The organism is Kitasatospora sp. CB02891 (genome assembly GCF_002803145.1).
GTDB lineage: Bacteria > Actinomycetota > Actinomycetes > Streptomycetales > Streptomycetaceae > Kitasatospora > Kitasatospora griseola.
Window position 1 is genome coordinate 71,455 of the sequence record NZ_NNBO01000014.1, and the last position, 22,663, is coordinate 94,117.

Sequence of the window (22,663 nt, forward strand, 5' to 3'; positions counted from 1 at the left end):
CCAAACCCGACAAGGAGTCGACAACCGATATGCGCTCACTGGACGCCGCACGCGCGTCGTGCGAGGAGTTCCTGCCCGGCCTGCAGGACAAGCTGGCCGCCGTCCCGCTGACCGAGCTGGAGCAGCCGGGCAGCTCGTCCCTGGACCTGTTCCGCGCCGCCGGCGGCGCCCGGCTGGTCGTCCCCACCAGCTACTCCGGCTCCGGGGCGAACCCGCTGCAGGCGCTGCAGGTGACCCGGGCGCTGGCCCTGCGGGCCCCGTCGCTCGCCGTCGCGACCACCATGCACCACTTCTCGGTGGCGACCCTGTTCACCCTGGCCGAGAGCCTGCAGAGCAGCGGCGTGGAGTGGGCGCTGCTGGAGGGCATCTGCTCGCAGAACCTGCTGGTCGCCTCCGGGTTCGCCGAGGGCCGGCCGAGCCAGGGCATCCTCGCCCCGACCATGCGGGCCCGGGAGACCGAGGGCGGATACCTGATCAACGGCTCGAAGAAGCCGTGCAGCCTCTCGCAGTCGATGGACCTGCTGACCGCGAGCACGGCCCTGCCGCGGGCCGACGGCGGCAGCGACATGGCGGTGCTGCTGGTGCCCCGGCAGGCCGAGGGCATCACCGTGCACCCGTTCTGGTCGTCCTTCGCGCTGGCCGGGGCGGAGAGCGACGAGGTCCGGCTCACGGACGTCTTCGTGGACGAGCGCCAGCTGATGCGGACCGAGCTGGGCGACGCCGGCGAGCTCGACCAGCTCCAGACGGTCGGCTTCATCTGGTTCGAACTGCTCATCTCCGCCTCCTACTTGGGCATCGTGACCGGCCTGGTGGAGAAGGTGCTGAGCAGCGGCCGGGGCAGTGACTCCGACCGGGCCCAGCTGATCACCCGTCTGGAGACCGCCAACCTGCTGCTGGAGGGCGTCGCCCGGATGGTGATGGACGGCGAGGCCGGCAACGAGGCGCTCGGCAAGGCGCTGCTGGCCCGCTACGGCGCGCAGGACGCGCTGGCGGAGACGGCCCACCGGGCCGCCGAGGCGCTCGGCGGGATGGCCTTCATCTCGTCCTCCGACGTCGCCTACCTCACCGCCGCCGCCCAGGGCCTGTCGTTCCACCCGCCGTCCCGCGCGAGCTTCGCAGGCCCCCTGCTGGAGCACACCGCCGGCCGTCCGCTGCGGCTCAGCTGAGGAGTGAGATGAACAGGACTGACGTCGGCTACCAGCCCGCGGAGGTCGACCGCGAGACGCTCGGCCGGCTGTACCGCAGGCGGCTGAACAAGGGCCGGGCCACGCTGGGCGAGCTGTTCGGCGGGCACGTGGAGACCGGCTCCCAGGGCGCGTGGCTGACCACCGCCGAGGGCCGCCGGTTCCTCAACTGCGGCGGGTACGGCGTGCTCCTGATGGGGGCCCGGCACCCGATCGTCACCCGCTACGTCGAGGAGCAGCTGCACCGGCACCCGGTGGCCAGCCGGATCTTCCTGGAGCCGCAGGCCGCGCTGGCCGCGGACGCCCTGGTCAAGGTCGCGCCGAGCGGCCTGGAGCGGGTGCACTTCGCGGGCTCGGGCGCGGAGGCGGTGGAGACCGCGATCAAGATGGCCCGGACGCACGGCAAGGACCGGCTGATCGCCACCCACGGCGGCTACCACGGCAAGACCATGGGCGCGCTCAGCCTCACCGGCAAGGCGCTGTTCCAGGACCCGTTCCGCCCGCTGCTGCCGGGCGTGGACCACGTCCCGTACGGGGACGCCCAGGCCCTGGAGGAGCTGCTGCGGACGATGCCCGGGCGGGCCTGCGTGGTCATCGAGCCGGTCCAGGGCGAGGCCGGGGTGATCGTCCCGCCGGACGGCTACCTGCGGGACGTGGCCGTCGCCTGCCGCCGGCACGACGCGTTCCTGGTCCTCGACGAGGTCCAGACCGGACTGGGCCGCCTCGGCACCTGGTTCGGCGCCGACCGGGAGGGCGTCACCCCCGACGCCCTGCTGGTGGGCAAGGGGCTCAGCGGCGGCATCGTCCCGGTGTCGGCGGTGGTGGCGACCGCGAAGGCGTTCTCGGTCTTCGACAAGGACCCGTACCTGCACACCTCGACGTTCTCCGGGGTGCCGCTGGCGATGGCCGCGGCCCGCGGGGCGCTGGCGGCGATCGAGGAGGAGAACCTGGTCGCCCGCTCGCACGAGCTGGGCGCCGACCTGCGGCTCGGGCTGGGCGACATCGTCCGCCGGCACTTCGGCTCCGCGGTGTCCGCGGTCCGCGGCCGCGGGCTGCTGCTGGGCTTCGAGTTCGCCGAGCCCGGCATCGCCGGCGACCTGCTGATCGAGCTGGTGATGCAGGGCGTGGTGGCGAACCACTCGCTCAACTCGCACCTGGTGCTGCGGCTCACGCCGCCGGCGATCTTGACCCGCGCGGAGGTGGATCACCTCTACGAGGCATTCGACAACGCGTGCCGGAAGCAGGCTGCCCGGTACGCGCCGACTGGTGAAGGCGGAACCGTCCATGCGTAGCGTCGAGGTGACTGTCGCAGTACCCGACGGTGATCCGGTCACCGTCTTCGAGCGGGTGCGGGACTTCGCCCGCTACCCCGAACTGGTGCCGGTGGTACGGGCGGTGACCGTGCACCGGATCGGCGACGCGGAGGAGACCAGCGACTGGGAGGTGTACTTCCGCAACGGCATCCTCCGCTGGACCGAGGAGGACCGGTTCGACGTCGCCGCCCTGACCATCGACTTCTCCCAACTCGACGGCGACTTCGACTCGTTCGCCGGCAGCTGGCGGATCGCCGAGGTCGACGGCGAGTGCCGGGTGCACTTCTCCGCCGAGTTCGACTTCGGCATCCCGAGCCTCGCGGGCATCCTCGACCCGGTCGCGGTGCGGGTGTTCAAGGAGACCATCGCCCGGGTGGTCGTCGGCCTGTTCGGCACGGCCCGGGTGGTCGGCGACGAGGCGGTGGCCCGGGCGGTCGCCGAGCCCGCCGCGGAGATCCCGGACTCCGCACTGGAAGTGGGCTGAGATGGACCAGAAGAACCTGTTCATGACCGGCGCCACGGCCTGGCTGGTGCGCGCCGAGTACGGGCTCGGACTGCTGGTGTCCGTGGTGCTGTTCTTCGCGCACATCGGGGAGGTCCGCTGGCTCCCGGCGGTGCTGCTGTTCGCGTACATCGACGTGATCGGCTACCTGCCCGGCGCGCTCCGCTACCACCGACACCCGGACGCCCCGACCCCCAAGGTCTACTACGTCCTCTACAACACCATGCACAGCATGGTCACCCAGGGACTGGTCGTGCTGGCCTGGATCTGGCTGGCCGGGGCGGAGTGGGCCCTGCTGGTCGTGCCCATCCACCTGTTCGGGGACCGCGCGATCTTCGGCAACTTCCTCAAGCCGTTCGGGCTGCACTTCGAGCCGAAGGCCCACCCGGCCTACCGCCGGTTCTCCAGCGAGTACCTGGCCTCCACCGGCGAGCTGCTGCCGCCCCGGGCGCTGGGCGCCCGGTGACCGGGGCGACCGCCCAGCACCTGTCCGCCGCGGCGGGCCCGAACGAGGCCGACGGCGCCCACCGGCTGATCCTCGAACAGTTCGTCACCGGCGTCGCGGTGCTGACCTGCGGCGACGCGCAGGACGTCGAGGGCGTGACGGTCAGCACCCTGACCCTGGCGTCCCGCCGGCCGCCGATGGTCTCGGTCGCGCTGCGGCGCGGCAGCCGCGGCCTGCAGGCGCTGCTGAGCACCCGCACCTTCGTGGTCAACGCGCTCGGCGCCCGGCAGGCCGACCTGGCACGGCACTTCGCGCGGCGCCACCGCGCGCGGGGCGTCGGCCAGTTGGCGGGCGAGGCCTGGTCGGACCTGGCCGAGGACGGGGTCCCGGTGCTGGTCGGCGCGGTCGGCTGGCTGACCTGCCGGGTCCGCGGAACCGTCGAGGTCGGCGACCACGAACTCGTCCTGGCCCAGGTGGAACGGGCGGTCCGCGGCGCCGGCGCCCCACTGCTCAACTACGCGGGCGGCCTGCACGGGCTGACCGAAGCGACCCTGCACACCGAGAGGGATTGATGACCGTGTCCGAGAACATTCCCGCAGAGGCGGACTGGGAGCGCGCCCCGTCGCTCGTCGACGGCGCCATTGACCTCGAACTGACACCGGCCTCCGCCGACCTGAAGTACTGGCTGGCGGCCGTCCCGCAGGGCACGCTGCGCGGTCACGTGCTCGGCCACGCCGACGACGTGCGCCCGCTGTCGGTGGTCAGCGAGCCGGGCCCGCTCAACAGCGCGCTCACCATGGAGCTCGCCTTCCGCTCGATCGCGGAGGAGAAGGCCACCCGCGCCATCGCGTACATGGTCGCGCTGGCGCCCGACAACGACTGCCTGGAGTTCTACTCCACGCAGCTGCTCGACGAGGCCAGGCACGCCATGGTCTTCCGCAGCCACCTGCTGCAACTCGGCATCCCGAAGGCCGAGTTGTGGCAGTCCGTCGACCGGCTCGCGCAGCGCGACCGGGACGGCGTGCTGGTGCCGCTGGAGGAGTTCGGCCTGCGGGTGCTGCGCGACGAGGGCGACTTCATCGGCGGCGTGCTGGTGCTGACCGTCCTGGTCGAGGGCGTGCTGGCGCCGTCAGCGGAGCTCAGCGAGCGCAAGTGGCGGGTGTTCGACCCGGCCGCCGCGGACATCGAGCGCGGCGCCGGCATCGACGAGATCCGCCACCTCACGGTCGGCAGCGCCATCGTCCGCGACCACCTGCTGAAGCACCCGGAGGACAAGCCGCGGGTGCTGGAGCTGATCCGGGAGGGCTACCGGCTGTGGGGCCGGCTGCCCACCCACGACATGCTCCAGCGGCGCGAGTCGCTGTTCCAGCAGGGCATCGAGGAGCACGGGAAGCTGCTCGGCGACTACGAGGTCTGGCCCGGGCGGCGGCTGGTGGACACCACGGCCGAGGAGCGGATGGCGACCGGGCAGGCCTGGGCCGACCGGATGCAGCGCGCCCGGCTGGCCTACATGGGGCTGGAGGAGGCGATATGACGCAGTCGGACGGCGCCGGGAGGCAGGCGGCGACGGCGAACTACGACGAGATCACCAAGGTGGTCAAGGACGCCGGCCTGATGGACCTCCAGCCGTGGTTCTTCGTCTACAAGATCGTCTCCAACCTGATCCTGCTCGCGGCCGGATGGACGGCCTTCGCGTTCCTCGGGGACAGCTGGCTCCAGCTCGTGGTGGCGGCGTTCCTCGCCTTCTGCTTCGCGCAGACCGACCTGGTCGGGCACGACGCGGGCCACCGGCAGATCTTCCGCACCCGCCGGGCCAGCGACCTGATCGGCTACATCCACGGCAACCTGCTGACCGGAGTCAGCTTCGGCTGGTGGGTCGGCCACCACACCAAGCACCACAACTTCCCCAACCACCTGTCCCTCGACCCCGACATCCTGCGCCGCCAGGTGATCTTCGACAGCGGCGACCGGCACAAGCGCACCACGCCGCTGAGCCGCTTCATCGTGCGCCACCAGTCCTGGATGTTCTACGTGGTGATCATGATGGAGGGCCTGCGCCTGCACCTGTCGGGCTACGTCGCGGCCAGGCGGGGCGCGCTCAAGCGCAACAAGGGCGCCGACCTGCTGATGCTGTCGATCCACCTGGCGGCCTACCTGGCCGCGGTCTTCCTGGTGCTCTCCCCGCTCAAGGCCGTCGCGTTCATCGTGGTCCACCAGGCGCTGTTCGGCTTCTACATGGGCCTGCTGTTCGCGCCCAACCACAAGGGCCTGCCGGTGCGCGACGGCGAGAAGGAGGAGCTCGACTGGATCACCCGACAGGTCGTCACCTCCCGGAACATGCTGCCCAGCCGGATCACCCACTTCTTCTACGGCGGCCTCAACTACCAGATCGAGCACCACCTCTTCCCGAACATGCCGCGCCGGAACCTGCACCGCGCGCAGCCGGTGGTGAAGGACTACTGCCTCACCCACGGCCTGCCCTACGTCGAGGTCCGGCTGCTCAGGTCCTACCTCGACGTCTCCGAGTACCTCGGCGACGTCAGCGACCAGGTGCGGGTGCTGGAGCAGCAGGACGCCTCGCTGGTGTCGGCGGCGGGCCGATGACCAGGGCGGCGGTCATCAGCGGCCTGGGCTCGTGGCTGCCTCCCCGGATCGTCACCAACGACGACCTCGCCCGGGAACTGGACACCGACGACGCCTGGATCCGCAGCCGTACGGGCATCGGGCAGCGGCACACCGCCGACGACCGCACGGCCACCTCCGACCTGGCCGTCGAGGCCGGCCGCCGGGCCCTGAAGTCGGCCGGCCGGGAGGGCGCGGACTGCGTGGTGGTCGCCACCACCACGCCCGACCGGCCGTGCCCGGCCACGGCGCCGCTGGTCGCCACCGGGCTGAACCTCGGCACCGTGCCGGCGTTCGACGTGGCCGCCGTGTGCACCGGATTCCTGTACGGCCTCGGCGTGGCCGGCGGCCTGATCGCCGCCGGAACCGTCGACTCCGTGCTGGTCGTCGGCGCGGAGAAGTTCTCCAGCATCCTCGACCCGCAGGACCGCTCCACCCGGGCGATCTTCGGCGACGGCGCCGGGGCGGTGCTGCTCACCGCCGGCGACCCGGACGCGCCCGGCGCCCTCGGACCGCTCGACCTGGCCAGCGACGGAACGGGCAGCGACTTGATCACCGTCCCGTCGGGCGGCTCCCGGGAGCCGTTCACCGCCCGCACCGGGCCCGGCTACGACCCGTACTTCCGGATGGTCGGGAAGACCGTCTTCCGCAGCGCCGTCGAACGGATGGCGGCCTCCGCGCTGGACGTCGCCCACCGGGCCGGCTGGAGCGTGGACGAGGTGGACCTGCTCGTCCCGCACCAGGCCAACCTGCGGATCATGCACGCCGTCGCGGACCGGATGAAGCTGCCGCGGGAGCGCTGCGCCGTCCACCTCGACCGGGTCGGCAACACCGCCGCGGCCGCCGTCCCGCTCGCCCTGGCCGACGCCGTGGAGCGCGGCGCGCTGCGCCCCGGGGACCGGGTGGTGATGACCGCCTTCGGCGGCGGGATCACCTGGGGGGCCTGCGCCGTCCGCTGGCCCGACGTGACACCGATCTGATCCGACCGCCGCACGCCGCGTCACCGCACGTCATTGCACGTCATTGCACGTCATCGCGCACCGAAACAGAGGAGACCGCTCATGAACGACGTCTACGACCGCCTGGTCGGTCTGCTGACCCGCGGCTTCGGCATCGAGCCGGACGAGGTCTCCACGGAGACCACCTTCAACGAACTGGAGATGGACTCGCTGGCCCTGGTGGAGCTGGGCCTGGCCGCCCAGGACGAGTTCGGCGTCAAGATCGAGGACGACGACATCCGCTCCTCCGACTCGATCGGCCAGGCCGCCGAGGCGATCGCCGCCAAGGCGGTGAGCATCGGATGACGACCGACCGCGAGCCGTTCCACGCCGCGGTCACCGGCGTGGGCATGGTGACCGCGGCCGGGACCGGCGTGAAGGCCGCCTGGGACCGGCTCTGCGAGGGCGGGCGCACCGCGGCCGGGCCGGTCCCCGAACTCGCCGGCCTCCCGGCCCGGTTCGGCTGCGCGGTCGAGGACTTCGACCCGGTCCGCGCGGTGGGACGCCGGAAGGCCTGGCGGCTCGACCGGTGCAGCCAGTTCGCCGTCGCCGCCGCCACCGAGGCGCTCGCCGACGCGGGCCTCGACCCGAGCGGATGGGACGGCGCCCGGGTCGGCGTCGTCCTGGGCAGCGGGATCGGCGGCGCGGCGACCTGGGAGAAGCAGCACCACGTCCTGCTGGAGCAGGGGCCGACCAAGGTGTCCTCGCTGCTGATCCCGATGCTGGCGGTGAACATGGCCGCCGGGTACGTGGCCATGGAGTGCGGTGCGCGCGGCCCGAACCTGGTGACCGCGACCGCGTGCGCCTCGGGCACGACCGCCATCGGCACGGCGCGCGAACTCCTGCGGTCCGGCGCCTGCGACATCGTGATCACCGGCGGGACCGAGGCCTGCATGATCCCCTCGATCATCTCGGGCTTCAGCCAGATGGGCGCGCTGTCCGGGCGCGACGACCCGCAGGCGGCGTCCCGCCCGTTCGACGTCGACCGGGACGGCTTCGTGCCCGCGGAGGGCGCCGCCGTCCTGGTGCTGGAGCGCGAGGCCGACGCCCGGGCCCGCGGCGCGCGGATCCGGGCCAGGGTCAGCGGCTACGGGGCCTCGGCGGACGCCCACAACGCGACCGCGCCGGACCCCGAGGGCGCGGGCGCGGAACTGGCCCTGCGCGCGGCGCTCGCCGACGCCGGGCTCGGCCCCGCCGACGTCGACCACGTCAACGCGCACGGCACGTCCACCCCGCTCAACGACCTCGCGGAGGCCCGGCTGATCCGCCGGGTGTTCGGCGAACGCCCCGCCGTCACCTCCGTCAAGGGCGTGGTCGGGCACGCGCTCGGCGCGGCCGGCGCGATCGAGGCGGTCGCCACGGCACTGACCCTGGAACACGGCTTCATCCCGCCGACGGCCAACCTGGAACGCCAGGACCCGAAGATCGAGATCGACGTGGTGGCCGGGGCGGGACGCACCGCCCCCGTCGAGGTGGCGGTCAGCAACTCCTTCGGATTCGGCGGGCAGAATGCGGTGCTCCTGCTCAGCCGTGCCTGAACCCGGGCCGGCACCCGACGACGAGGAGGGCTGGCCGGCGCACATCGTGGAAGCACTGCTCGGACTGATCAACCCCGAACTGCTGACGGTGATCCAGGACCCGCCCGCGGGCGCGCCCGACATCCGCACCGGGAAGGAGATCTGGTCGCTGCGCCGCTCCGGCGAGGAGCGCAGACCCGCTCAGTGACGGTTGCGGCGCTCCATGTCGAGCAGCCGCCGCTTGCGGGGCAGGCCGCCGCCGTACCCGGTCAGCGACCCGTCGGAGCCGACCACCCGGTGGCACGGGATCACGATCCCCACCGGGTTCCGTCCGTTCGCCATGCCGACGGCCCGGGCCGCCGACGGCCGGCCCAGATCCGCCGCGATGGCCCCGTAGGAGGTGGTGACGCCGTACGGCAGGCGGGTGAGCTCCCGCCACACGGTGCGCTGGAACGCGGTGCCCCGGGGCGCGAGCGGGAGGTCGAAGACGCGCAGTTCCAGCGCGAAGTACGCGTCCAGCTGGCGCTCGGCCTCCTTGAACAGCCCCGGGTCCCGCACCCAGTCCGGCCCGATCTCCGGGCCGTACAGCTGCTCCGTCATGTAGATGCCGAGGATCGAGCGCCCGTCGCCCACGAGGAGCAGGTCCTCGACGGGCGACGGGCTCAGCGTGTACCGGACCGGGCCGTCCAGCGGCTCGGCGAACTCCGTCGGCGGGACGGACGGGGGCTCCGCCGGGAGCGCGAACAGGGTGTCCTGGGCCTGCGGGCCGGTGGGGTCGTCGGGTGCGTGCGGCACGGAGCAAACGTCCTTCGGGGAAACGGCTGGAATCGGTTCGGTCAGGGGGTGAGTACGGACCACAGGTGGTGCAGGGCGTACGAGCGCCACGGGCGCCAGCGCCGGGCCAGCGCCAGCGCGTGGTGCGGGTCGCCGGGCTGGCCGAGCCGCTCCAGCGCCCGCCGGATGCCCAGGTCGGTGGGCAGGAAGACGTCCGGGTCGCCGAGGGCCCGCATCCGGATGTAGCCGGCCGTCCGGGGCGCGATCCCGGGCAGTGTCAGCAGGTGCTCCTCGTTCTCCTCCCGGTCCGTCCCGGGGCCGATCGTCAGCCGCCCGGAGGCGAGCGCCTCGGCCAGGCCGTGCAGGGCCTGCGGCACGGGCAGGTCGGCGGGGTCGGCGGCGGCCAGCGCCTCCGGCGTGGGGAAGGCGTGGGTGAGCCCGCCGTTCGGGGCGGTCAGCGGCTTGCCGTACCGGGCGGTGAGCCGGCCGGCCGAGGTCCGGGCGCTCGCCACCGAGACCTGCTGGCCGAGCAGCGCCCGGACGGCGAGCTCCGCCGCGTCCACGGCGCCGGGTGAGCGCAGCCCCGGCGACCCGGCGACCCGGGGCCCCAGTAACGCGCAGCCGCTCAGCGTCTCGACGACCGCCTGCGGGTCCGCGTCCAGGTCGAGCAGCCGCCGGCAGCGCTGGACGGCGGCGCCGAGGTCGCGCAGGTCGTCCAGCCACAGCCGGGCCCACAGGAAGGGCTGCCCGTCGCTGGGGGACAGCTCGACGACCGCGGTGGAACGGGGGAGCGACAGCACCCGCCGGTACGCGCCGCCGGTGAACTCCTCGACGCCGGGCACCGCCCGGGCGGCGAGGAACCCGAACAGCCGGGCGTGGTCGAGCGGCGGCCGGAACGGGAGCCGCAGCCGGATCGTGCCGACCACGTCGGAGCCGCCCAGGTTGCTGGCCCGCGACCGGAGCTCCGAGGGCGTCCGGGCGAAGACCTGCCGGATGGTGTCGTTGAACTGCCGCACGCTGGAGAAGCCGGCCGCGAACGCGACCTCGGCCATCGGAAGGTCCGTCATCTCCAGCAGGACGCGGGTGGTGTGGGCGCGCTGGGCGCGCGCCAGGGCCAGCGGGCCGGCACCCATCTCCTCGGTCAGCAGGCGGTGCAACTGCCGGACGCTGTACCCCAGTTCACCGGCCAGGCCGGACACCCCGCCGCGGTCGACGGCGCCGTCGGAGATCAGCCGCATGGCCCGTCCGACGACGTCCGCGCGCACGTTCCACTCGGGGGAGCCGGGGGTGGCGTCGGGGCGGCACCGCTTGCAGGCGCGGAAGCCGGCGGTCTGCGCGGCCGCCGCCGACGAGTAGAACCGGACGTTCTCCCGCTTCGGGGTGACCGCCGGGCAACTCGGACGACAGTAGATACCAGTGGTCCGCACAGCGACGAAGAACCAGCCGTCGAAACGGCTGTCCTTGCTGCGCATCGCCTGGTAGCGCTTCTCGTCGTCAATCATCTCTCCATCGTGGCCCACCCGGTGGCCGGAGGCTGGCAGTTTTCGGTCATGGACGGCGGGGACGCCCGCCCCGGCCGCCCGGCGGACGAACACGGCCGAAACCCGCCAGCCCGGTCGCTGTCCTGCTGCGACAGTGAGTCGGCGATCTCCAGGCCATTCATATCGAGGAAGGGACCACGACGATGTCCGAGTCGACCGACCCCTATGTGCTCTCCCCGACCGAAGGCGGACGCCTGTTGACCGGAGCGCCGTGGACCCGCCTGGCGATCGTGGGCGACAGCGCCGCCGAGGGCGTCACCGAGCCGTACGCCGGCTACGGACTGGGCGCCTGGTTCGACCTGGTGGTGCCGGCGCTGCGCACGGTCCAGCCGGAGCTGGTCCACGTCAACCTCGGCCGGCGCAACCTGCTCACCGCGGAGGTCCGGGAGAGCCAGCTGCAGGCGGCCCTGGACTTCGAGCCCGACCTGGTGGTGGCGTTCTGCGGCGGCAACGACGCGTTCCGCCGGGAGTTCGACCCGGACGCCGTCGAGGAGCAGCTGACGGCGCTGTTCGAGCCGCTCAGCGCCACCGGCGCGACGCTGGTGACCTCGGGTTTCTTCGACATCGTCGGCAACCCGCACTTCGACCCGAGGTACCGCGAGGTGGCGCGCGAGCGGCTGGCGGCGATCTCGGTGCGCATGCAGGCCGTGTCGGAGCGACTGAAGGCCGTGTACCTGGACATGCAGAGCCACCCGACGTCCCGGGAGGCCTCGATCTGGTCCGGCGACGGCATCCACCTCAACGCCCGCGGGCAGGCGGTGCTGGGCACCGAGGTGATCCGCGCGCTGGCCGACCGACTCGGCAATCCGGTGCGCTGACCTGGCCGTGTCAGCCCCGTTTCAGCGCCGTGCCAGCCCGACGCCGAAGCATGGTCCGCGCAGTCATCGCTCGGGGACCGTGATGGTCGGCAGAGGAGCTCACCGTGATCGTTATTGGGTACAACGGTTTTACCGACGGCGCTGAAACGTTTGGCCGGCTGTACGGGGCGACCGGCATCGACCGGCACAGCATTCTGGGGCACGACGCGGCGGCTGCCCTGTTCGTGGACGGCGAATTGGTGGCCGCGGTCGAGGAGGAGCGGCTCAACCGGGAGAAGAAGACCTCCGACTTCCCGGTGAATTCCGTGCGCTGGTGCCTGGAGACCGCCGGAAAGTCCCTGGAGGACGTCGATTTCTTCGCCTTCCCGTGGGCCTTCTCGCCCGAACTGACCGCCGACATGATCGGCGACATCAGCGGGGCCGGCCTGACGGTCGAGCAGAAATTCGACCGGCTGCGGCGCTTCGGCGATCTCTACACCGGCCTGGTGAGCAAGGAGGCGATCCTCGCCGACCTCCGGCGGCGCACCGGCCTCGACATCCCGGCGGACAAGCTCGTCCTGGTGCCGCACCACCTCGCCCACCTGATGTGCGGCCACTACCTGGCGGGCGGCGAGGACACCGCCTTCCTGATCAGCGACGGCCGGGCCGAGCGGCTCTCGTCCATCATGGGCGAGGTGCGGGACGGCCGGATCCAGGTCTTCGAGAACACCGTCGTCGGCGTCACCCACTCCCTGGCGCTGCTGTTCGGCGAGATCACCCGCTACCTGGGGTTCATGCCGAACAACGACGAGTACAAGGTGATGGGCCTGGCCGGCTTCACCGGGCCGCGGTCGGACAACCCGCTGCTGAAGCACGTCGTCGAGCTGCAGGAGAACGGCCGGTACGCGCTCGCCCTCGCCAACGAGCCGAGCGGCACCCGGGCCTACTACGGGCTGCTCGACGAGCTCTACGGCGTCCGCGAGGGCGAGCGCGAGGAGCTGGACTTCCGGATCCGGCTGGCCCGGGACGCCCAGGAGATGATCGAGGTCGTCACCGCCCACCAGCTCGGCGCGCTCCAGGCCCGCACCGACCTGCCGCGGCTGGTCTTCGAGGGCGGGCTGGCGCTCAACTGCGTCAACAACACCAAGCTGCTGGAGGAGTCGGGCTTCACCGACATCCAGGTCAGCTTCGGCGCCAGCGACCCGGGCGTCGCGATCGGCGCCGCGGCCTTCGTCAACGGCGTGCAGCGCAGGCCGAGGCGGACGCCCGCCACGCCGTACCTGGGCCCCTCGTACGACGACGACGCGATCACCGCGGCGCTCCGCGAGCAGGCCGAGCACGTCGAGTGGACCGAGCTCGACCCCGCGGACCTCGCCCGGGAGACCGCGAAGCTGCTGAGCGAGAAGACCGTCATCGGCTGGTTCCAGGGCCGCACGGAGTACGGCCCGCGGGCGCTCGGCAACCGCAGCATCCTGGCCAACCCCGGCTTCCCCGACATCAAGGACATCATCAACACCCGGGTCAAGCACCGGGAGCCGTTCCGGCCGTTCGCCCCGGTCGTCCTGGAGCACGAGGCGCCGAAGGTCTTCGAGATGGGCAAGAAGAGCTCCTCGCCGTACATGACCTTCGTCTTCCCGGTGAAGCCGGAGCACCAGGAGGCCATCCCCGGGGCCTGCCACGTCGACGGCACCTCCCGGGTGCAGACCATCACCGACGAGTCGAACCCGCTGCTGGCCGAGCTGCTCCGGACCTTCACCGAACTGACCGGCGTGCCCTGCCTGTTGAACACCTCGTTCAACGTCGCGGGCGAGCCCATCGTCAACTCCCCGGCCGACGCGATCCAGTGCTTCCTCGGCACCGAGATCGACCACCTGGTCCTCGGACGCTTCCTGGTCGGCAAGCGGGCGCCGCAGCGCTGAGCGGGCCGGGAGAGGAGACCGGGTGATGAGCCCGTCCGTGCACGGAATGCTCGACGCGGCCCTCGCCGAGCTGCTCCGTACGTCCGACCGGGCCGTGGCGCTAGACGAGGCGAGCATCGCCGCGGTCGAGTGCGCGCTCCAGATCGTGTCGGCCAAGGAGCAGGTCGGCCTTTCCCCCGCGGACGAGGCACTCGAATCGGCCCGCGAGGCGCTGGCGTCCGCCCGGGCGTCGGTCCTGGCGGCCACCTGTGCCGTCCGCTCCATCGACGAGAGCCGACGTGGAGTCGGCTGAGACGGGAGGTGACCGCGTGGCGCGAACGGAGACCTCGCTCACCCGGGAGCTCGCCGACTGGGCGTCCGGGCTGCGGTTCGCCGACCTGCCGGAGCGGATCGTCGGCGCGGCGACCAGCCAGTTCATGTCCCACCTCGCGGTGCTCCGGGCGAGCCTCGGCCACCCGCTCGGGCGGAGACTGGTCGACGCGTTCGGCCCGCCGACCGCCGCCGACCCCGGCCGGGCCGCCTACGTCCTGGCCGGGCTGTCCTCCTGCCTCTACTTCGAGGACAGCCTGTACGTCGGCCACGTCACCCACTCGTCGATCAACGTGCCGCTGGCCTACCGGCAGGAACGGCGACTGACCGGGCAGCAGCTGCTGGCCGCCCTGGTCGCCTCCGGCGAGTGCGCCGCCCGGGTGACCGCCGCGGCGGCCCTCGGCCCGCTGCGCGGCCAGGGCTCCTCGTACACCCAGCTGATCGGCGCGGCCGCGGCCCGGCTGCACGTGACGGGCGCGCCGGTCCGGCAGTGGGTCGACGCGTGGGGGCTGGCGCTGGCCGCGCCGCCCTGGCCGCTGCGGCGCGCCGTCCTGGGCAGCGACGCCAAGGTGCTCTCGGCGGCGGTGCCGGTGCGGATCGCCCTGGACGCCTGCGACGCGGCGGCGGCCGGGATCGGCGGCGCCGCCGACATCCTCGAACACCCCGGCGGCCTGCTGGCGAAGTTCTCCCAGGTGCCGTCGCCGGAGGTGGTCACGCTCGGCCTCGGCAGCCGCTGGCACACCGACAGCCTGACCATCAAGATGCACCCGGCCGGCGCGTACGTCGACGCCGCCGTCGACTGCGCGGCGCGGCTGCACGGGCAGCTGTCGCCGGCGGACCTGGCCGACATCGAGGAGATCGTCGTCTCCGCCGCCCGGCTGACCATCCACATGGACGGCGAGGGCACCCCGTACCTCGACCGGGAACGGTCGGCGATCATGGCGCTCAACGTGTCCGTCGGCTACAACGTGGCGACGACCCTCGTCACCGGGAGCGTCCGCCCCTCCGACCTGGCCGAACCGGCCCTCGCGGACCCCGTCCGCTGGGAGCTGGCCGCCAAGGTCCGCCTGGAGTACGACGAACAGCTGAGCCGCCGCCTGCTGGCCGCCACCGCCCCGCTCGGGGAGGCGCTGCGCCAGGCCGGCGACCGGGCCCGGGACTGGCTCGCCGCCTTCGCCGGCGGGCCGGCGCTCGCCGACCCGACCCCGCTGGACGAGCCGAGCAAGACCTTCGAACAGGCCGACAAGGCGATCGGCGCCCGGCTGCGCGTCACCCTGCGGGACGGGCGCGTCCTCACCGCGGCCAGTGACAGCGCCCTCGGATCCGCCGGCCCGGAGACCCGCAGGACCCATCGCACGCTCGTCCGGGACAAGCTCGCCGCGACGGGCGTCCCCCCGGAGCTGACGGCCGCACTGGAACGCGTCGCCGAGCTGGACGCGACGGAACTCGACGACGTGGTGCGGGCCGCGCTGTCCTGCCGGTGACCCCGGACCCGCCCTTTCCCCCCGTACCGGAAGACGACTGAGCAGAGAGGTTGCGCACCGTGCCGAACGACGCCCCGCGGTTCTCCTACCCGGTGAAGCGCAAGGACCCGACCAGGCCGCCCGAGGAGTACGCCCAGGCGCTCGCCGAGGAGCCGGTCTGCCCGATCACCCTGGCCACCGGGGACGCCGCCTGGTTCGTGACCCGGTACGAGGACGTCCGGACGGTGCTGTCCGACCGGCGGTTCAGCCGGGAGGCGCTGTTCGCCCCGGGCACCGCCCGCGCCCAGGTCGTCGAACCGGACCCGGACAGCCTGCTCAACATGGACCCGCCGCGCCACAGCGCCCTGCGCAGGCTCGCCAACCGGGCCTTCTCGAACAAGCGGGTGGAGGGCCTGCGCCCGTACATCCAGCAGGTGGCCGACGAACTCCTGGACGCGATGGAGACGATGACCGGCCCGGTCGACCTGGCCGACGTGTACGCCCGCCCGCTGGCGCTGCGGGTGGTCTGCCGGGCGCTCGGCGTGCCGTTCGAGGACCACCCGAAGTTCGGGTCCTGGAGCGACCACTTCATGTCGCTCACCAAGTACTCCGCGGCGGAGATCGTCCGGGCCAACGACGAGATGCGGGCCTACTTCGCCGGCCTGGTGAAGCAGAAGCGGGCCGAACCCGGCGACGACCTGATCAGCGCCCTGGTGCAGATCCACGACGAGGAGGGCGCGCCCTCCGAGGCCGAGATCATCGGGATCGGCGTGCTGCTGCTGCTGGCCGGCCACGACACCACGGTCACGGTGCTGTGCGGCGGCACGGCGACCCTGCTGTCCGAACCCGAGCAGCTCGCCACGCTGCGGGCCGACCCGGAGCTCTACCCCGGCGCCGTCGAGGAGCTGATCCGGCTCAACGGCCCCGGCGGCGGCACCTCCATCCGGATCGCCACCACCGACGTCGAACTCGGGGGCCGGGTCATCCCGGCGGGCTCCGCGGTGCTCGCCTCGGTCGGCACCGCCAGCCGCGACGGCGCCGTCCACCCCGACCCGGACCGCTGCGACATCCGGCGCCCCGAGCGGACGCAGATCGCGTTCGGCGCGGGCCCGCACTTCTGCATCGGCGCCGGTCTGGCCAAGGCCGAACTGGAGATCAGCCTGCGGGCCCTGTTCGAGCGGTTCCCGACGCTGCGGCTGGCGGTCTGCCCGCACGAACTCCGCTGGAAGGACTTCGCGGCGCTGGGCGGCTGGGAGGAGCTGCCCGTCGCATGGGGGTGACCGGGGCGGCGACGACCCCCGCCCCGGCCGGGGCGGCGTTCTTCGACGTGGACGAGACCCTGATCGCGATCCAGAGCATGCCCCGCTTCCTGCGCCACCACTTCGCGGCGTCGGGACGGCCCTCCTCGGCGTTCGCCGACGCGGTCGCGGAGCTCCGTGTGCTGGCGGCCCGGGGCGTGCCCAGGGCCGAAGTGTCACAGGCCTACTACCGGCACTTCGCGGGCAGCGACGTCAAGGAGGTCGCCGAACAGGGCCGCGACTGGTTCGCCTCCGAGCTGGTGGGCGACCGCCTCTTCCTGCCGCAGACCCTCCGGGCCTTCCGGGAGCACGCGGACAGCGGTCGCCCCACCGTCCTGGTCTCCGGCTCCCTCCCGCCCTGCCTGCACCCGCTCGCCGAACTCCTGGGCGCGACCGCGGTGATCTGCGCGGAGCCGGAGGAGGCCGAGGGCCGGTACACCGGCGGCCTGGTCAGGGCGATGATCGGCCCGGACAAGGCGGACGCGGTCCTGAGGTTCACCCGGGAGCGCGGCATCCGCCGGGCCGACTGCCACGCCTACGGCGACCACGGCTCGGACCTGCCCATGCTGCGGGCCGTCGGCCACCCGGTGGTGGTGGGGGACGACCCGACGCTGCGGGACGCCCCGGACGCGGCCGGCTGGCCCCGGCTGCCGGGCGTGGCCTCCGGCCGACCCGATCAGCGAAATTCGGACACCGTCGTCAGGGCTGAAGACTGCGGCCGAATCCCGCCAGCGGGGGGGCCGCGAACCTGCCAAGGTTGATCGAAGTGCCCGCCCTCAAGGAGTAATTGAACACATGACCACGAATTCGGCGGCTCCTTCCGGACAGCCCGGTTTCCCGGTGGTGGTGACCCTGGCGTCCGGCGCGATCTTCCTCTCCATCCTCGACGCCACCGTCGCCAATCTGGCCGTGACGGACATGCACGTCAGCTACCCCACGGCCTCCGCGACGGACCTCACCTGGGTCATCTCGCTCTACGCCATCGTCTTCGCGGCCTTCCTCGCACCGGCCGGCCGACTCGCGGACGTGATCGGCCGGCGGGCGCTCTACACGGCCGGCATGGGCGTCTTCACCGCCATGTCGCTGCTGTGCGCGGTCGCCCCCAACCTGCCGGTGCTGCTGGGCGCCCGCGCGCTCCAGGGCCTCGGCGCGGCGGCCATGATCCCGGCCTCGCTCGCGGTCGTCCTGGTCGACACCCCGCCCGCCCGCCGGGCCGGCGCCATCGGGATCTGGGCCGCCGCCGCGTCGGCGGCCGCGGCCGCCGGGCCCAGCCTCGGCGGGATCCTGATCGACAGCGTCGGGTGGCGGTCGGTCTTCTTCATCAACGTGCCGATCGGCATCGCGCTGCTGGTGGGCATCCGGGTGGTGCCGAAGTCGCGGTCCACCGGCCGGATCCCCGACGCGCTCGGCACCCTGCTGCTGGCCACCGGCGTGTTCCTGCTCGTCCTCGGCGTCACGGAGGGCCCGACCTGGCACTGGGGAGACCTCCGCGTGCTCGGCTGCCTGCTGGCCGGAGCCGTCCTGCTGGGCCTCGCCCTGCTCCGCTCCCGCCGGCACCCGGCCCCCGCCGTGGAGACCGGGCTCTGGAAGAACCGGACCTTCGCGCTGGCCAACCTCGTCTCGCTCTTCTTCGGCGCCGCGCTGTACGCCTGGATGCTGATCGGCGCGCTCTTCCTGGTCGACGTCTGGCACTACTCGCGGATCGCGGCGGGCCTGTCGATGAGCCCGGGGGCGATCCTCTCGGCGATCGTGGCCGGCGTCGTCGGCCGGACGCTGAGTCGGCGCAACCCGCGGATCGTGGTGTCCCTGGGCGCCCTCGCGGTGGTGGCCGCCGCCCTCTGGCTGGCCCTGGCCCTCTCCCCGCACCCCCAGCTGTGGACCATGTGGCTCCCGGTCGGCCTGCTCGCCGGCCTCGGCATGGGCGCCGTCAGCACGGGCGTCTCCAGCGCCGCGGCCCTCTCCGTCGAACCCGCCCGGTTCGCCGGCGCCACCGGACTCAACATGGCGGTCCGCCAGATCGGCGGCGCCCTCGGCATCGCCGCCCTGGCCGCCATCCTCGCCCCCGCGGCCCCCGGCGCCGCCGCCCCCTACGCCCACGTCGTCCTGTTCTGCTGCGCCATGATGGCGATCACCGCCCTGATCGGCCTCGGCCTCTCCCTCCACCACCACAAGCCCGCCCCGACCACCCCCGCCGAAACCCCGCCGAAGCCCCAGCCCGCCCAACGGTGACCCCCCGTACGCACGCCCGGCCCGCCCCCTTGAATGCTGGTCCGGACGCTCCCGGACGTGCGACGATGCCGGTATGAATCGGCTCGCGGGCGCGACCTCGCCGTACTTGCTGCAGCACGCTGACAACCCCGTCGACTGGTGGCCCTGGGGCCCCGAGGCGTTCGAGGAGGCGGAGCGGCGCGGTGTGCCCGTTCTCCTGTCGGTCGGTTACGCAGCGTGCCACTGGTGCCATGTGATGGCCCATGAGTCGTTCGAGGACGAGGCGACGGCCGGGTTCCTGAACGAGCGGTTCGTGGCGGTGAAGGTCGACCGGGAGGAGCGGCCGGACGTCGACGCGGTGTACATGGAGGCGGTGCAGGCGGCCACGGGGCAGGGCGGGTGGCCGATGACGGTGTTCCTGACGCCGGAGAAGGAGCCGTTCTACTTCGGGACGTACTTCCCGCCCGAGCCGCGGCGCGGGATGCCGTCGTTCCGGCAGGTGCTGGAGGGGGTGGACAAGGCGTGGACGGGGCGGCGGGCCGAGGTCGGGGAGGTGGCGGCGCGGATCGGCCGGGATCTCGCGGAGCGGTCCTCGGTGTACGCGGTGGGCAGCGGCATCGGACAGCCGCCCGGGGAGAGTGAACTGCACGGCGCGGTCGTGGAGTTGACGCGGTCGTTCGACGAGCGGCGGGGCGGGTTCGGCCGGGCGCCGAAGTTCCCGCCGTCGATGGTGCTGGAGTTCCTGCTGCGGCACCACGCCCGGACGGGTTCGGAGGCCGCGCTGGAGATGGTGCAGCGGACCTGCGAGGCGATGGCGCGCGGCGGGATCTACGACCAGCTGGGCGGCGGCTTCGCCCGGTACGCGGTGGACGGCACCTGGACGGTGCCGCACTTCGAGAAAATGCTCTACGACAACGCGCTGCTGCTGCGGGTGTACCTGCACCTGTGGCGGGCCACCGGCGATGAGCAGGCCCGCCGGGTCGCGCTGGAGACCGCCGACTTCCTGCTGCGCGAACTGCGCACCGAGCAGGGCGGGTTCGCGTCCGCGCTGGACGCCGACTCGCTGGACGCGGCGACCGGGAGGACGGCCGAGGGCGCGTACTACGCGTGGACGCCCGAGCAGCTGACGGAGGCGCTGGGGGAGGCGGACGCCGCCCTCGCCGTGGAGCTGTTCGACGTCACCGGCACCTTCGAGCACGGCAGTTCGGTGCTGCAGCTCCCGCACGACCCGGCGGATTCGGCCAGGTACCGGGAGATCCGGACGAAGCTGTTCGAGGCGCGGGCGAAGCGCCCCGCCCCGGCGCGGGACGACAAGGTGGTCGCGGCCTGGAACGGCCTGGCGATCGCCGCCCTGGCCGAGGCGGGCGCGCTGCTGGAGCGCCCCGACCTGGTGGAGGCCGCCGAGCGGGCCGCCGACCTGCTGATCGCCGTCCACCTGACGGCCGAGGGCCGGCTGCTGCGCACCTCGCGGGACGGCGTCGCGGGCGCGAACGCGGGCGTGCTGGAGGACTACGCGGACACCGCGGAGGGCTTCCTCGCGCTGTACGCGGTCGGCGGCGAGGCGTCCTGGCTGCAACTCGCCGGGGAGCTGCTCGACCTGGTGCTGCTGCACTTCACGGACGAGAAGTCCGGCGCGCTGTACGACACCGCCGACGACGCCGAGCAACTGATCCGCCGCCCGCAGGACCCCACCGACAACGCCGCCCCGTCCGGGTGGACGGCCGCCGCCGGGGCGCTGCTCACCTACGCCGCGTACACCGGGTCCGCGCGCCACCGCACCGCCGCGGAGCGGGCGCTCGGCATCGTCTCGACGCTCGGCGCCCGCGCGCCGCGGTTCACCGGCTGGGGACTGGCCGTCGCGGAGGCGCTGCTCGACGGGCCGCGCGAGGTCGCGGTGGTCGGCCCGGCCGGCGACGCCGGGCGCGCCGCGCTGCACCTGGCCGCGCTGCGGTCGACCGCCCCCGGCGTGGCGGTGGCGGTCGGCGAGGTCGGCGACACCGAGGTGCCGCTGCTGGCCGACCGTCCGCTGTTGGACGGGAAGCCCGCCGCGTACGTCTGCCGGCACTTCACCTGCGAGCGGCCCACCGCGGACGTCGCCGAGCTGGCGGAGCGCCTGCGCGCGCACTGACGGAGGAACGGCGCCGTCGACCGGAAATCACTGGTCGACGGCGCCGCCGGTGGGGGAGGATGCGCCATGGGCTGGACACTCACCACGTCACTGGACGACTTCCGCACCGCAGCCGGGGAGTTCCTCGCGGCCGACCCCGCCGAGAACACCGTGCTGCTCACCATCCTCGACCGCCTCACCCGGGACGGCCTGCACGTCTACGGCGACCGGTCACCGGTCTTCGGCTGGTGGCACGGCCCGGACGGCGCCGTCGCCGGGGCCTGCCTGCGCACCCCGCCGTACGGGCAGCGGCTCGGCCGGATGCCGGCGGTCGCCGCCGAGGAACTGGCCCGGCGGCTCGCCGCCGACGGCGAGCGCCCCGACGCGGTGGGCGGCGAGCACGGCACCGCCCTGGCCTTCGCCGCCGAGCGGCAGCAGACCACCGGCATCACCTGGCGCCTGGATCACGCCGAACGGCTGTTCCGGCTCGGCGAGTTGACGCCTCCGCCGGCCCCGCCCGCCGGTCGCGCCAGGCTCGCCGCCCCCGCCGACCGGGAGACCGTCGCCCAGTGGCTGGTGGACTTCTGCGTCGAGGCCGAACTCCGGGCCCCCGCCGATCCGTTCGCCGACGCCGACCAGCGGATCGCCGCCGAGACCCTGCTGCTCTGGGAGACCGACGGCCGACGGGTGGTCGCGCTCGCCGGGGCCAGCCCCGCCGTCGCCGGGATGTCCCGGATAGGCCCCGTCTACACCCCGCCCGCCGACCGCGGCCACGGCTACGCCAGCGCGCTGACGGCCGCCGTCACCGTGCACGCGCAGTCGCGCGGCGCGGACGAGGTGCTGCTCTACACCGACCTGTCCAACCCGGTCAGCAACGCGATCTACCAGCGGCTCGGCTACCGGCCGGTCAACGACGCGGCCGAGGTCGCCTTCGAGTAGCACGCCACGAGAAGGGCCCCGGGGAGAACCCCCTGGGGCCCTTTCGCATGCCCCGGGCGCGGGCCTCGGCGAGGACCTCAGGCGCGGGCCCCAGGCGCGGGCCCCAGGCGCGGGCCTCAGCGAGGACGCAGGGTGCGGTAGCCCGGGTGGACGCCGGGGGTGAGCTGCTGCTGGGCGGCGATCCGACCGAGCAGCGCGATCAGCTGGGCGTGCTCCTCGGGGGCGAGGGCCTGGGTGACGTCCTGCTCGTGAGCCATGGCGGTGTCGCGCAGCCGGCCCAGCAGGGCCAGGCCCCGGTCGGTGAGGTGCAGGGCGTACAGCCGGCGGTCCTCCGGGTTGCGGCGGCGCTCGATCAGGCCGCGCTGCTCCAGGCCGTCGGCGAACGGGACGAAGCGGCTGGGCGGCATGCCGAGCGCGTCGGCGAGTTCGCGCTGGCTGCGGCCGGGGGTCTGCACCAGCAGCCGGAGCAGGCCGGCCTGCGCGGGGGTGAGGTCGAGCTCGGCGATCCGCTGCGCGAACCGCTCGGCGGCGTGCGCGCCGAGCTGTGCCAGCAGGAACGCCGCCCCGCCGCCCGGGCCGGGCGGCCCCTGCGGTCCGCCGCCGCGCCGGTCCGGCTGGTCCGGCTGGTCCGCCTCTCGATCCATGCTCATGCCGACATCGTACCCGTTTGACAATCGTTCCACGGTGTAATCATTATTTCGAGTGTATCGATGGATGCGTGTCCACG

23 protein-coding genes are annotated in these 22,663 nt (G+C 73.3%); 20 read left to right on the forward strand and 3 right to left on the reverse strand.

Annotated elements, in window-relative coordinates:
* Positions 1–29 precede the first annotated feature (29 nt).
* The 11 genes from CG736_RS27065 (at position 30) to CG736_RS27115 (ending at position 8,789) form a co-directional block, all read left to right on the forward strand.
* Positions 30–1,166 carry an acyl-CoA dehydrogenase family protein gene (locus tag CG736_RS27065; protein ID WP_100588790.1) on the forward strand — a complete coding sequence of 379 codons (1,137 nt, stop codon included), beginning with the start codon at positions 30–32 and terminating at the stop codon, positions 1,164–1,166.
* A gap of 8 nt (positions 1,167–1,174) precedes the next feature.
* On the forward strand, positions 1,175–2,476 hold the full coding sequence (locus CG736_RS27070; protein ID WP_100588791.1) for an aspartate aminotransferase family protein: 1,302 nt from the start codon (positions 1,175–1,177) through the stop codon (positions 2,474–2,476).
* Between the two features lie 7 nt (positions 2,477–2,483).
* On the forward strand, positions 2,484–2,981 hold the full coding sequence (locus tag CG736_RS27075) for a type II toxin-antitoxin system RatA family toxin (RefSeq protein WP_369880547.1): 498 nt from the start codon (positions 2,484–2,486) through the stop codon (positions 2,979–2,981).
* 1 nt (position 2,982) lies between these two features.
* Complete coding sequence (locus tag CG736_RS27080) at positions 2,983–3,465, forward strand: hypothetical protein (protein ID WP_043915819.1); 483 nt, start codon at positions 2,983–2,985, stop codon at positions 3,463–3,465.
* Positions 3,462–4,016 (forward strand): flavin reductase family protein, encoded by a 555-nt coding sequence (locus CG736_RS27085; RefSeq protein WP_100588793.1) that lies wholly within the window; start codon positions 3,462–3,464, stop codon positions 4,014–4,016. Before CG736_RS27080 ends, CG736_RS27085 begins: the two co-directional genes overlap by 4 nt.
* Positions 4,016–4,978, forward strand: a complete 963-nt coding sequence (locus CG736_RS27090; protein ID WP_198520626.1) for a VlmB-like protein — start codon at positions 4,016–4,018, stop codon at positions 4,976–4,978. The genes CG736_RS27085 and CG736_RS27090 overlap by 1 nt, the downstream gene beginning before the upstream one ends.
* The gene (locus CG736_RS27095; protein WP_100588794.1) at positions 4,975–6,048 is read left to right on the forward strand and encodes an acyl-CoA desaturase; all 1,074 of its coding nucleotides are present in this window, start codon (positions 4,975–4,977) and stop codon (positions 6,046–6,048) included. The genes CG736_RS27090 and CG736_RS27095 overlap by 4 nt, the downstream gene beginning before the upstream one ends.
* Positions 6,045–7,046 carry a beta-ketoacyl-ACP synthase III gene (locus tag CG736_RS27100; RefSeq protein WP_100588795.1) on the forward strand — a complete coding sequence of 334 codons (1,002 nt, stop codon included), beginning with the start codon at positions 6,045–6,047 and terminating at the stop codon, positions 7,044–7,046. Before CG736_RS27095 ends, CG736_RS27100 begins: the two co-directional genes overlap by 4 nt.
* A gap of 81 nt (positions 7,047–7,127) precedes the next feature.
* Positions 7,128–7,370 carry an acyl carrier protein gene (locus CG736_RS27105; protein ID WP_043915822.1) on the forward strand — a complete coding sequence of 81 codons (243 nt, stop codon included), beginning with the start codon at positions 7,128–7,130 and terminating at the stop codon, positions 7,368–7,370.
* Positions 7,367–8,602 carry a beta-ketoacyl synthase gene (locus CG736_RS27110; RefSeq protein WP_100588796.1) on the forward strand — a complete coding sequence of 412 codons (1,236 nt, stop codon included), beginning with the start codon at positions 7,367–7,369 and terminating at the stop codon, positions 8,600–8,602. The genes CG736_RS27105 and CG736_RS27110 overlap by 4 nt, the downstream gene beginning before the upstream one ends.
* Positions 8,595–8,789, forward strand: a complete 195-nt coding sequence (locus CG736_RS27115) for a hypothetical protein (RefSeq protein WP_100588797.1) — start codon at positions 8,595–8,597, stop codon at positions 8,787–8,789. Before CG736_RS27110 ends, CG736_RS27115 begins: the two co-directional genes overlap by 8 nt.
* On the opposite strand, the gene CG736_RS27120 is transcribed toward CG736_RS27115, so the two are convergent.
* Both CG736_RS27120 and CG736_RS27125 read right to left on the reverse strand, forming a co-directional pair.
* Positions 8,783–9,271 carry a methylated-DNA--[protein]-cysteine S-methyltransferase gene (locus tag CG736_RS27120; protein ID WP_369880595.1) on the reverse strand — a complete coding sequence of 163 codons (489 nt, stop codon included), beginning with the start codon at positions 9,269–9,271 and terminating at the stop codon, positions 8,783–8,785. The genes CG736_RS27115 and CG736_RS27120 overlap by 7 nt on opposite strands.
* Positions 9,272–9,417: 146 nt before the next feature.
* Positions 9,418–10,857, reverse strand: coding sequence for a DNA-3-methyladenine glycosylase 2 family protein (locus tag CG736_RS27125; protein WP_100588798.1), 1,440 nt, complete (start codon positions 10,855–10,857; stop codon positions 9,418–9,420).
* A gap of 182 nt (positions 10,858–11,039) precedes the next feature.
* Here CG736_RS27125 and CG736_RS27130 point away from each other — a divergent pair, with 182 nt between their 5' ends.
* From CG736_RS27130 to CG736_RS38710, 9 genes are all read left to right on the forward strand, one after another.
* Complete coding sequence (locus CG736_RS27130; protein ID WP_100588799.1) at positions 11,040–11,714, forward strand: SGNH/GDSL hydrolase family protein; 675 nt, start codon at positions 11,040–11,042, stop codon at positions 11,712–11,714.
* A 104-nt stretch (positions 11,715–11,818) separates the two neighbouring features.
* On the forward strand, positions 11,819–13,612 hold the full coding sequence (locus tag CG736_RS27135; protein WP_100588800.1) for a carbamoyltransferase C-terminal domain-containing protein: 1,794 nt from the start codon (positions 11,819–11,821) through the stop codon (positions 13,610–13,612).
* Positions 13,613–13,637: 25 nt separating this feature from the next.
* Entirely contained in the window at positions 13,638–13,904 is a 267-nt protein-coding gene (locus CG736_RS27140; protein ID WP_043915828.1) for a hypothetical protein, read from the forward strand.
* A 16-nt stretch (positions 13,905–13,920) separates the two neighbouring features.
* On the forward strand, positions 13,921–15,405 hold the full coding sequence (locus CG736_RS27145) for an MmgE/PrpD family protein (RefSeq protein ID WP_198520627.1): 1,485 nt from the start codon (positions 13,921–13,923) through the stop codon (positions 15,403–15,405).
* Positions 15,406–15,464: 59 nt separating this feature from the next.
* Entirely contained in the window at positions 15,465–16,664 is a 1,200-nt protein-coding gene (locus CG736_RS27150) for a cytochrome P450 (protein ID WP_157815753.1), read from the forward strand.
* Positions 16,655–17,443, forward strand: coding sequence for an HAD family phosphatase (locus tag CG736_RS27155; protein ID WP_100588804.1), 789 nt, complete (start codon positions 16,655–16,657; stop codon positions 17,441–17,443). The genes CG736_RS27150 and CG736_RS27155 overlap by 10 nt, the downstream gene beginning before the upstream one ends.
* 34 nt (positions 17,444–17,477) lie before the next feature.
* Positions 17,478–18,911, forward strand: coding sequence for a DHA2 family efflux MFS transporter permease subunit (locus CG736_RS27160; protein ID WP_100588805.1), 1,434 nt, complete (start codon positions 17,478–17,480; stop codon positions 18,909–18,911).
* A gap of 73 nt (positions 18,912–18,984) precedes the next feature.
* On the forward strand, positions 18,985–21,018 hold the full coding sequence (locus tag CG736_RS27165; protein WP_100588806.1) for a thioredoxin domain-containing protein: 2,034 nt from the start codon (positions 18,985–18,987) through the stop codon (positions 21,016–21,018).
* A gap of 66 nt (positions 21,019–21,084) precedes the next feature.
* Positions 21,085–21,936, forward strand: a complete 852-nt coding sequence (locus CG736_RS38710; RefSeq protein WP_100588807.1) for a GNAT family N-acetyltransferase — start codon at positions 21,085–21,087, stop codon at positions 21,934–21,936.
* 116 nt (positions 21,937–22,052) lie between these two features.
* On the opposite strand, the gene CG736_RS27175 is transcribed toward CG736_RS38710, so the two are convergent.
* Complete coding sequence (locus CG736_RS27175) at positions 22,053–22,586, reverse strand: MarR family winged helix-turn-helix transcriptional regulator (protein WP_198520628.1); 534 nt, start codon at positions 22,584–22,586, stop codon at positions 22,053–22,055.
* Between the last annotated feature and the right edge of the window lie 77 nt (positions 22,587–22,663).